Consider the following 10,894-nt stretch of genomic DNA (forward strand, 5'->3'; position numbering starts at 1 on the left):
TGAGAGTCTGAAAAGCGAACCACCAAGGTGCACCACGCTTCACCAAGGGAAAGCGATCTCGCCGCGTCGGTACGAGGTGCCCATTGATGCTCTTGGCGCCTCAGTGGGTCACCCTGTGGTTTGCCCCATTCGAGGCAAGGCTTGGAGCAGCCACCGTGGAAAGGCGCACCAATATTGGATCTTCACAATGGGGTCTTGGAGAACGGCGCCAGCGCTTGCTCTCCCGGAATAGCGCCTGGAGATTCAATACTGGCGCGCCTTTTCAGGCAGCGACCACCCGATTCGACGGCATACCGGCTGAAGCCAACCAGCGCCGTCCGGAGTTGATGCGCCCGCCGGGTTCGCCCGGCGCCAGGCGATCAGTGCTCCAGCAGGACGTTGACCCGGCCGATGTCCTCTTCGGCCAGGGCGCCGACGGCGGACTTCAACTTGAGCTGGGCCACCAGGGTATCGAGGCGCGACTTGGCCAAGTCCCGGGTGGTGGTGTAGACCTGCTGCTCGGCGTTGAGCACGTCGATGTTGATGCGCACCCCCACCTCGTAGCCGAGCTTGTTCGACTCCAGGGCCAGGTTGGACGAGGCCAGGGCCGCCTCGTAGGCCTTCACTTGGGCCAGCCCGCTCATCACCCCCAGGTAGGACTGCTGGGCCGCCAGGGCGGCGCTGCGCCGGGCGTTGTCCAGGTTGGCGATGGCCGCCTGGCGCTGGGCCTGGGCTTCCCGGGTCTTGGAATTGACGTAGCCCCCCTGGAATAGGGGGATGGTCACCTGCAAACCGACGCTGTAGGTGTTGGTCTTGCTGTCCAGGGCCGCTGGGTAGCCGTTCAGCACACTCTGGCTGAGACTGCCGGTATAGCCTTGGTTGGCCACCACGTCCACGCTGGGCAGGTGCCCGGCGCGCTGCTTGTCCACCTCGCGCTCGGCCGCTTCCAGGCCGGCCTGCTGCACCTGGACGAGGAAGTTGTCGCGCTGGGCCGATTCCACCCAGGGGGTCATGGCCTGGGGCTCGGGCGGTGTCAGGCGGGCATCGGCCTTGAGACGGGCCAGTTCCCCCGGCTCCCGGCCGATGATGGCGGCCAGGGCGCGGCGCTTCACTTCCAGGTCGGCGTCGGCCGCCAGTTCCTGAGCCGTGGCCAGGTCGAAGCGGGACTGGGCCTCATGGGTGTCGGTGATGGTGGCGGTGCCCACCTCGAAGCTCTTCTTGGCCTGGGCCAGCTGCTGGCCGATGGCCACCTTCTGGGCCTTCAGGGCGGCCAGGTTTTCCTGGGCATAGAGCACGTCGAAATAGGCCTGGGCGACGCGCAGCACCAGGTCCTGCCGGGCCTGGGCGAACTGGGCCTCGGACTGGGCCACCAGGGCGCCGGACTGGCGGTAGGTGGCAATGCGGTCCCAGCGGAAGATGGGCTGGGTGAGCTGGAGGGCCCAACCGTTGGAGTTGTAGCCCTGCTTGGCCGACGGGTAGGGGCCGACCTTCAGGTCATAGTGGTTCCAGGTGGTGTTGGCGTTGCCCACCACCACAGGCAGCAGGCCCGACAGGGCCTGGGGCCGCTTTTCCTGGCCCGCTTCCAGGGTGGCCCGGGCAGCGGCGTACTGCGGGTCGCTATCCAGGGCCTGGCGGTAGATCTGCACCAGGTCTTCGGCGGCCAGAACCTGGCCGGCCAGGGTCAGGGACAGGGTGGCAAGCAACGCGCGCAGCAACATGCCGGAATCTCCGTAACGGGAATGGCGGGAGTCGATGACTCAGTAGGTGGGCATGGCCGGATCCACGTCCCCGGCCCAGCCGTGAACGCCTCCTGCCAGGTTGAAGACCGGCCCCACCCCCGCCCGTTCGAGGAACAGCGCCACCTGCATGCTGCGCCCGCCGTGGTGGCAGATGCACACCACGGGTACGCCTTCGGGCCGATCGTTCAGCTCTTCCCAGCGGGCCGGAATCTGCCCCATGGGCACGTGCCGGCTGTCCGGCAGGTGGCACAGGGCGAATTCCCAGGGCTCGCGCACATCCAGCAGCAGGGGTTTTTCCCGGGCGGGATCGGCGAGCCACTCGGCCAGGTCGCGGGGTGCAAGGTTCTGCATGATCGGCGGGCTGGGCTCAGAAGCTGAAGGTGCTCGGCTGGGGCGCGCCTTGCAGGGCGGGCGCCACGGTCTCGAACAGGTTGAGGGTGGAGTAGGTGTGGGGGGCGGTGCAGGTAATGATCTGGGCTTCCATCACCGGGGCGGTGCCGACGATGGCGGCCAGGCGGCCACCGACCTTGAGCTGGGCGAGCAGGGCTTCCGGCAGCACCGGCACGGAACCGGAGACGACGATCACGTCATAGGGAGCGCCGGCGGACCAGCCTTGCAGGCCGTCGCCCACTTCGACGCGGGCGTTGGCGACGCCGGCGGCCTTGAGGTTGGCGGTGGCGGTCTTGGCCAGTTCGGGGTTGATCTCGATGGTGGTCACCTGGGCGGCCTTGGCGGCCAGCAGGGCGGCCATGTAGCCGCTGCCGGCGCCCACTTCGAGGGCCTTGTCGGTCTTCTTCACGGCCAGTTCCTGGAGCAGGCGGGCTTCAAGCTTGGGCTGGAGCATCACCTGGCCGTGGCCGATGGGCAGTTCCAGGTCGGCGAAGGCCAGGTCGCGGGAAGCGGCGGGCACGAACTCCTCGCGCTTGACCGCGAACAGTAGGTCGAGCACCGACGCATCGAGCACGTCCCAGGGACGAATCTGCTGCTCGACCATGTTGAAGCGGGCCTGCTCGATATTCAGTGTGCTTTCCATTTCCTTGCCTTCTCCATCGTTTCCCGAGGTTACGTTGCACCGGTGCGCCGTAGGCGGACCACGCGAGTTGCGCTAAACCTTGGGATTATACCGCAGGGGCTTGACCCTCCTGCGCGGCCGGCTGGGGGCGGACCCGGAACCAGGCGGCATACAGGGCCGGCAGGTAGAGCAGGGTCAGCGCCGTGGCCACCAGCAGGCCGCCCATGATCGCCACCGCCATGGGGCCGAAGAAGGTGGAGCGGGTGAGCGGGATCATCGCCAGGATGGCCGTGGCGGCTGTCAGCACAACCGGGCGGAAGCGCCGCACCGTGGCCTCGACGATGGCCCGCCAGGGCGCCAGGCCGTGGCGGATGTCCTGCTCGATCTGATCCACCAGGATCACCGAGTTGCGCATGATCATGCCCAAGAGGGCGATGGTGCCAAGCATGGCGACGAAGCCGAAGGGGCGGTTGAAGAGCAGGAGGAACAGGGTCACGCCGATCAGCCCCAGGGGTGCGGTGAGTACCACCAGCATGGTGCGCGAGAAGCTGTTCAGCTGGACCATCAGCACCGTCAGCACGGTGAAGATGAACAGGGGCATGCCGGCGGCCACCGACGACGAGCCCTTGGCCGCCTCTTCCACGGCCCCGCCGGTTTCCAGGGTATAGCCCGGGGGCAGTTCGGCGCGGATCGGTTCCAGCTTGGGCAGCAACTGTTCGGTGACAGTGGGCGCCTGGATGCGGCTGTCGTAGATCTGGCCGCGCACGGTGATGGTCGGCAGCCGGTTGCGCCGCCAGATCAGGCCGTCCTCCATCTCATAGCGCACCTTGGCCACCTGGGCCAGGGGCACGGTGCGTCCGGTCCGGGTCGGCACATTGAGGGTTTCCAGTTGCGACAGATAGGTGCGCTCGCGCCGGTCGCCCCGCAACAGAACCTCGATGGTGCGGTTCTTCTCACGGAACTCGGTGGCCTTCAGGCCGATCAGGGCGGTGTTGAGCAGTTGGGCAAGCTCGCTGGTGGACACGCCGAGCTGGCGCGCCTTGTCCTGATCCACCTCGAGGCGCAGCACCTTGGACGGCTCGTCCCAGTCGAACTGCACGTCGGACAGGTGGGGGTTGGCGCGCATCGCCGCCGCCACTTTCTCGGCCTGGGCGCGCAGGGTGGGCAGGTGCTCGCCGCTGACCCGGAACTGGACCGGGAAGCCCACCGGCGGGCCGTTCTCCAGGCGGGTGATGTTGGCCCGTACCGGGGCAAAGCCGGCGTCGTCGCGGAACAGGGCGATCAGGTGGTCGCGCAACCCCTCCCGGTCCTCGATGCTGCGGGTCAGCACCACGAACTGGGCGAAGGCGGTCTGGGGCAACTGCTGGTCCAGGGGCAGGTAGAAGCGTGGGCTGCCGGTGCCGACCCAGGCCACGTAGTTCTCCACGCCGGCCTCCTTGGCCAGCATGGTTTCCAGGCGCTGCACCACCTGTTCGGTGGCGGTGAACGACGAGCCCTCGGGCAGGCGCAAGTCCACCATCAGCTCCAGCCGGGTCGAGCTGGGGAAGAACTGCTGCTGGACGAAGCGGAAGCCCACCAGCGCCGTGACGAACACCGCCAGGGTGGCGGCGATCACCAGCCAGCGGCGCTTGACGCACCAGTCCACCAGGGTGCGGAAGCGGTGGTAGAAGGGGGTGTTGTAGATTTCCTCGGGATGGGCGTGGTGGTCCTCGACCCGGGAGGCGGTGGCCTTCTCCAGCCAGCCGTTCACCCGGGATTCCAGGCGCGGGAAGCGGGTCGACAGCCGGGCCAGCAGCGGGTGCAGCCAGCGCTGGCACAGCCGGTAGGAGAGCCGGCTCTCCCGGGGCGCCAGGGGGTCGGGCAGCATGTGGTAGCCCAGGTAGGGGATCACCACCACCGCCGCCACCCAGGAGGTGAGCAGGGCGATGGCGTTCACCTGGAAGATCGAGCGGGTGTATTCGCCGGTGGCCGACTGGGCAGTGGCGATCGGCAGGAAGCCGGCCACGGTGACCAGGGTGCCGGAGAGCATCGGACCGGCGGTAGAGGTGTAGGCGAAGGCCGCCGCCTTGGTGCGCTCCCAGCCCTGCTCCATCTTCACCACCATCATCTCCACGGCGATGATGGCGTCGTCCACCAGCAGGCCCAGGGCCAGCACCAGCGCCCCCAGGGAAATCTTGTGCAGGCCCACGCCGAAGTACTGCATGAGCAGGAAGGTGGCGGCCAGCACCAGAGGGATCGACACCGCCACCACCAGGCCGGTGCGCAACCCCAGGGAGAAGAAGCAGGTGATCAGCACGATGATCACCGCCTCGGCCAAGGAACGCACGAATTCGTTGATCGAGCGCTGTACCGCCTTGGGCTGGCTGGCCACCTCGCGCAGTTCCAGCCCGGCGGGCAAGTTGGCCTTGAAGCGGGCGGCCTCCTCCTCCAGGGCCTTGCCCAGGCGGATGATGTCGCCCCCCGGAGCCATGGACACGCCCAGACCCAGGGCCGGCTGGCCCATGAAGCGCATGCGCGGCTGGGCCGGCTCGGCGTAACCGCGCTTGACCTCGGCGATGTCGCCCAGGCGGATCAGCCGGTTGCCGGCGCGGAGCATGGTGTCGCGCACCGTCGCCACCGTGTCGTAGGCGCCGGAGAGACGCAGCCGCACCCGGTCCTCGCCGGTTTCGAAGAAGCCGGGCTCGGTCACCGCGTTCTGGCGCGCCAGGGCCTCGGTGACCGCGGTCAGGTCCAGGCCCAGGTTGGCCAGCTTGATGTTGGACAGTTCGACGTAGATCTTGTCGTCCTGGTCGCCGAACAGCTCCACCTTGGCCACGTCCTTGATCTGCAGCAGCCGGTTGCGGATGCGGTCGGCGTAATCGCGCAGTTCGGTGGGGGTGTAGCCCTCGCCGGTCAGGGCGTAGATGTTGCCGAAGGTGTCGCCGAACTCGTCGTTGAAGTAGGGCCCCTGAGTGCCGGCGGGCAGTTGGTAGCGCATGTCGCCGACCCGCTTGCGCACCTGGTAGAACAGGTCCGGCACCTGGGCCGGCGGCGTGGAATCCTTGGCCTGGAAGATCACCACCGATTCGCCGGGCCGCGAATAGCTGCGCAGGATGTCCACCTGGGGCGCCTGTTGCAGGGTCTTTTCGATCTTGTCGGTGACCTGCTGCTCCACCTCCCGGGCGCTGGCGCCGGGCCAGTTGGTGCGCACCACCATCACCTTGAAGGTGAACGGCGGGTCTTCCGACTGGCCCAGCTTGCCGTAGGCGAGCACGCCCAGCAGGGCCAGGACGAAGATCAGGTAGCGCACCAGGGGCTGGTGCGCCAGGGCCCATTCGGACAGGTTGAAGCGGCCGGTCACTTGGCGCTCCCGGCGGCCGGCGCCGCGGCTGCGGTGAGGGCCACCGGCGCCTCGCCGGGCAGGCTGGCGGGACGCACGACTTGGCCGGGCAGGAGCTTGTGCCCGCCATGGGACACCACCCAGTCGCCGGGGCGCACCTGGCCGCTCACCACCACCCCGTCCTCCCGGTACTGGCGCACCTGCACCGGCCGGGCCTCGGCCCGGGCGGACTGCCCCGCCGCCGCGGCCGGAGCGGCCACCACCCATACCACCTCGTTGCCGCCGCTGCGCACCAGGGCGCCCGGCGGCACCAGCACGGCGCCGTCGTCCCGGGCGCCACCCACCAACACGGTGGCTGTCATGCCCAGCAGCACGGCGGATTCATCGGGCTTGGCCGGCTTCAGCCGTACCTTGACGACGAAGGTCCGGCTGGCGGCTTCGCCGGCGGGGGCGATTTCCCGCACCTCGCCGGGAATCAGGGGCTGGGGCCGGGCCCACAGGCTGACCAGCACCGGCTCACCGACCTTGAAGGCGCCCACCTGGGATTCGCTGGCAGCGATCACCACGTCCTTGTCCCCGTCCGGCGCCAGGCGCACCACGGCTTGGCCGGCGGACACCACCTGGCCCTGCTCGGCGTAGTACTGGGTGACCACCCCGGGCACGTCGGCCACCAGGGCCGCATAGCCGGACTGGTTGCCGGCCACCGCCGCCTGGGCGCGGGACGCCTCGACCCGGGCCACGGCGGCATCGTAGGCCGCCTGCTTCTGGTCCAGGGCGGCCTGGCTAATGAAGTTCTGGGCGCGCAGCGCCCGGTTACGGGCGATATCGGCCTGGGCCAGCTTCAGATCCGCCTCGGCCTGGGCCGCCTGGGCCCGGGCGGCGGCGGCGGACAGGCGGACGTCTTCGGGATCGAGCCGGGCCAGCACGTCGCCGGGCTTCACCCGGCTGCCCGGGTCCACCAGGCGGATCGCCAGCTTGCCGGCGATACGGAAGGCCAGGTCGGCCTCGCGGCGCGCCCGCACTTCGCCGGAAAACACCTGGCCGCCCAGGGGCGCCGGCTGGGCCGCCGCCACCAGCACCGGCATGGGTGGCACGGCGGTGGGCGCCTCCCGGGAGCAGGCCGAGGCCAGCAGGACCAGCAGGGGCAGAACCGCACAGAGAGGCCGGGCGGGCCGGAACGGCAGGGCGGGGAGTCGGGTCATGGCGAAAAAGAGGGAAAGGCGGGAAGGACGGAAGACGGGCCGGACTTATGCGGGCTGGCGGCGCCGGGTCAGCCCCGGCAGCGTAGGCCGTCCAGGGCGATGTCCAGGTGGGTGCGCAGGTAGCGCTCGGTGTCGTAGCTGGCGTCGGACGGGCAGCACGGCCCCATGGAGTAGCGCCAGATGGCCAGCATGAGTAGGGGGGCGATGACCACGTCGATGGCCGTATCCACGTCCACGCCGCGGAATTCGCCGGCGGCCATGCCCCGCTCCAGGGTCAGGGCGAGCAGGCGACGGCCGGGAACAATCACGTTCTGGTAGTAGTACTCGGCCACGGAAGGAAAATTGCGCGCCTCGCTGATCATCAGCTTGGGGATACCCCCCAGGGGGCCCTCGCCAATCAGCGCCCACCAGGCCTTGAGCAACTCCTCGAGCAAGGCCGAGGCGGAGCCTTGATAGGCCGCCACCCGGGCCCCAGCCTCCTTCAGCGCCGGGACGATGCCCTCCCGGATCACCGCCTCGAACAGGGCTTCCTTGCTGTCGAAGTACAGGTACAGGGTGCCCTTGGACACGCCGGCCCGGGCCGCCACGTCGTCCAGGCGGGTGGCGGCGAAGCCGTGCTCGACGAACAGCGCCAGCGCCGCCGCCATCAATTCCTGGGGGCGGGCTTCCTTGCGCCGGCGCCGGGGCGCCGCTTCGGTGGCGGAAGCGTTCGTGTCGGAGGGGGGCGTCATGACGTTAAGTTAGTTACTGACCAGTCAGTAAACTAAATGACACGTCCTTGTCCGTCAAACCTTTTTTGCTGTCCGGTACCGGACACCGCCTCACGGCATCGGCACCTGGCCGCGACCGGCAATGAAAAAGGGCGCTGCCTCGGCAGCGCCCTTCTTGCTGACTCCGGATCGCCCCGGGGTTGGCTTCGCGGCGTTAGCGGCTTTCCTTGATCAGCCGGCCGTTACCCGCCTGCACGGGGCGGGCGTTGTTGCGGTAGAGGCGGCTGAAAATGCCGATCTGTTCGGCGGCGATCGGCGCCGGCTGGCGAATCACCAGCCACAGCACGCCCTCGGTGCACGGCGGGGTGGTGAGGGAGCCCATGTAGGCGAAGTAGCCCCGGTCCTTGGGCAACAGGCTGGCCGGGTCCAGGGTGGCGGTGGTGGGCTGGAATTCGTCCTGCTTTTCCAGCGGCAGGTTGTTCCACAGGGTCTGGATGGTCGGATTGAAGGCGCCCCGTTCGAGCAGCACCGCCACCACCGCCAGCCGGCCGTCGGCAGACTGGTGCACCAGGTGGGCCACCATGTCGAAGTCCCGGCCGTTGATCAGTTCCTCGCTGGGCCGGTGGAAATGGAACTGGCGCAGCCGGTAGGTCCGCCCCATCACCGTGATGAAGTTGTTGCCCAAGGGCGTGACCTGGATGGTGTGGCCGTTGTCCACGATGCGGAAGGGCGCATCCTCGTACTGGAACTGGATCGGCTCCTGATCCACCTGGATGGTGTCGCGCAGGTCGATGGGGGACTGGCGGGTGCCCTTGGCGCACAGCGAGAACTCGGGCTTGAGCCGGCCCCAGTTCTCCGGTCCGCCCAGGCCCTCGTAGTCCCAATGCACCTCGACCTCCCGGGGCGGCGGCGCGCGCCGCGCCACTGCCGCCCGGGGCGCCGGAGCCTTGGCCATGCGCGCCTCCAGGGTGGCGGCCGGGTCGGAGGCCGCCGCCGGCGCAGGGGCCTCGGTGGCGGCGACCTTCTTCATCGCTTTCTTGGTTTCCTTGGCCACCAGCGCGTCGTTGGCCTTTTGCAGGTCGAAGGACGCCACTTCCATCACCCGGCCGGCGGCCCGCTCGGCCTCGCGGCGCACTTCGCCGGGGGTCTGGGGACGGCAGATTTCGCGCAGCAGCCGGTCTTCGATGCTGCCGCCGCGTACCGGCAGCTCGGCGGCGGCCTTCACGTCCTCCTCCCGCAGCACCTCGCCGTCGGCGCGCAGGAAGGAACGTTTCAGGGTGGCGAAGGTGCGGTTGGAGCAGTCGTAGCGGTTGTAAGCCTGGACCACCTTGTAGGCGGCCGAGCTGCGCGGGTCCGGCACTTCCTTGTCGAGGACGATGCGGCCCCAGGCCACGGTCTTGCCGGTTTCGTCCTTCTTGATGCTGGCCCGGTCGATGTCCACCCGCCGACCGGTCTCGCTGACCAGGGAGCGCCAATCCGGCGCGGCAGTGGCAGGCGCGGGGGCCGCCGACTTGGCGTCCGGCGCGGCCTTGGCCACCACCGCCGGGCCGTCCAGGCGCATCTCGGTGATCGGCTTGACGTTCTTGCGCTGCCCCTCGGCCTGAGCCGCCCCAGGCAGCAGCGCGGCCGCGCCCAGGGCGGCCGCGAGCAGGCACGCGCCCAGGCGCCGAGGGGCGCGGACGCCCTCGGCCTGGCGGATGATGCCGATTCGCGATTGGATCATTTGAGTTCCCCGGGACAGCGGCGGAAATTATTGGTCTACGTCGGTTTTACGGCCTGCCAATAGGAAACTTGAGGGCACAGCGCTTTTCCAGTACCGTGCGGTTCCACGTTAGGGGTGCCGCCCGGATGGGCTGGGCGGCTGAGAGAGTCCCTTGGAACCTGATCCGGGTCATGCCGGCGAAGGGAAACGCCATGCCGCCAGCCATTATCCTGCCAGAAACTGACGTCCTCGCGACGTCCCCCTCGTCTTCCCCCTCCGCCCCGGGCGCCCACCCGGCGGTGCCGCCCAACGTCGTGACCATCGCCGGGGTCGATCCCTCCGGCGGTGCCGGCGTGCTGGCCGACCTGAAAGCCTTTTCCGCCCTGGGCGCCTACGGCAGCGCCGTGATTGCCGCCCTGACCGCCCAGAACACTCAGGGCGTCGCCGGCGTGCACGTCCCACCCACCGATTTCCTGGCGCTGCAGATCGACACCCTGTTCGCCGACGTGGCCATTGCCGCCGCCAAGACCGGCATGCTCGGCACCCCGGCGGTAGTGCGCACCGTGGCCGAGGGCTTCGCCAAGTGGCGCCCGGCCCAGGTGGTGGTGGACCCGGTGATGGTGGCCAAGAGCGGCGACAAGCTGCTTTCCGACGAATCCATCGGCCTGATCAAGGAGGCCCTGCTGCCCCAGGCCACGGTGATCACCCCCAACCTGCCGGAAGCGGCGGTGCTGGTGGAGATCGGCCACCCGGAGTCGGTGCGCGAAATGTACAAGGCCGCCGAGAAGCTGCGCCGCCTGCTGCCCGACGACAGCCGGCGTTGGGTGCTGCTCAAGGGCGGCCACCTGCCCGGCGACGACCTCACCGACCTGCTCTTCGACGGCGACCGCATGATCGAATTCGAAGGCCGGCGCCTGCCCACCCGCAACACCCACGGCACCGGCTGCACCCTGTCGGCGGCCATCGCCGCTCTGCTGCCGCAGCGCCCCGACGTACCCGCCGCCGTAGCCGATGCCCGGACCTATCTCAACCGGGCCATCGCCGAAAGCGGCCGGCTCCGGGTCGGCAGCGGCCACGGCCCGACCCATCACTTTCACGCCTGGTGGTGAGCGCCTACTTGCGCTAAAACCATCGCTCTTATTAGCCTCTTCGCACCACCCTGCCCCACCGGGAGTTTCCCCATGAACGCCAAAGCCCCCTTCACCGCCGCCCAGGCCCACGTCGACAGTGC

The 10,894-nt window shown here is 69.1% G+C and carries 8 protein-coding genes and 1 riboswitch; of the genes, 1 reads left to right on the top strand and 7 read right to left on the bottom strand.

The genetic code is table 11. The features are described from left to right. Nucleotides 1–359 precede the first annotated feature (359 nt). The 7 genes from V7Z98_RS08600 to V7Z98_RS08630 all read right to left on the bottom strand — a co-directional run bounded on the left by V7Z98_RS08600 (nt 360) and on the right by V7Z98_RS08630 (nt 9,684). Nucleotides 360–1,697, bottom strand: coding sequence for a TolC family outer membrane protein (locus V7Z98_RS08600; protein ID WP_334157675.1), 1,338 nt, complete (start codon nt 1,695–1,697; stop codon nt 360–362). 39 nt (nt 1,698–1,736) lie between these two features. Beyond that, entirely contained in the window at nt 1,737–2,069 is a 333-nt protein-coding gene (locus tag V7Z98_RS08605; protein WP_293264135.1) for a rhodanese-like domain-containing protein, read from the bottom strand. A gap of 16 nt (nt 2,070–2,085) precedes the next feature. Continuing rightward, complete coding sequence (locus V7Z98_RS08610; protein WP_293264159.1) at nt 2,086–2,739, bottom strand: protein-L-isoaspartate O-methyltransferase family protein; 654 nt, start codon at nt 2,737–2,739, stop codon at nt 2,086–2,088. A 97-nt stretch (nt 2,740–2,836) separates the two neighbouring features. Next, nucleotides 2,837–6,070: an efflux RND transporter permease subunit gene (locus tag V7Z98_RS08615; RefSeq protein WP_334157676.1), complete on the bottom strand. Its 3,234-nt coding sequence runs from the start codon at nt 6,068–6,070 to the stop codon at nt 2,837–2,839. Then, nucleotides 6,067–7,251: an efflux RND transporter periplasmic adaptor subunit gene (locus V7Z98_RS08620; protein WP_334157677.1), complete on the bottom strand. Its 1,185-nt coding sequence runs from the start codon at nt 7,249–7,251 to the stop codon at nt 6,067–6,069. The genes V7Z98_RS08615 and V7Z98_RS08620 overlap by 4 nt, the downstream gene beginning before the upstream one ends. 68 nt (nt 7,252–7,319) lie before the next feature. Beyond that, the gene (locus tag V7Z98_RS08625) at nt 7,320–7,982 is read right to left on the bottom strand and encodes a TetR/AcrR family transcriptional regulator (protein ID WP_293264141.1); all 663 of its coding nucleotides are present in this window, start codon (nt 7,980–7,982) and stop codon (nt 7,320–7,322) included. Nucleotides 7,983–8,175: 193 nt separating this feature from the next. Continuing rightward, nucleotides 8,176–9,684, bottom strand: coding sequence for a carbonic anhydrase (locus V7Z98_RS08630; RefSeq protein ID WP_334157678.1), 1,509 nt, complete (start codon nt 9,682–9,684; stop codon nt 8,176–8,178). A gap of 100 nt (nt 9,685–9,784) precedes the next feature. Next, nucleotides 9,785–9,886: riboswitch (TPP riboswitch) on the top strand. Here V7Z98_RS08630 and thiD point away from each other — a divergent pair. Further along, the gene (gene thiD, locus V7Z98_RS08635) at nt 9,876–10,772 is read left to right on the top strand and encodes a bifunctional hydroxymethylpyrimidine kinase/phosphomethylpyrimidine kinase (RefSeq protein WP_334157679.1); all 897 of its coding nucleotides are present in this window, start codon (nt 9,876–9,878) and stop codon (nt 10,770–10,772) included. It overlaps the preceding riboswitch by 11 nt. Nucleotides 10,773–10,894 lie beyond the last annotated feature (122 nt).

Origin of the sequence: Oryzomicrobium sp., from assembly GCF_036820405.1 — a bacterium.
Classification (GTDB): Bacteria; Pseudomonadota; Gammaproteobacteria; order Burkholderiales; family Rhodocyclaceae; genus Oryzomicrobium.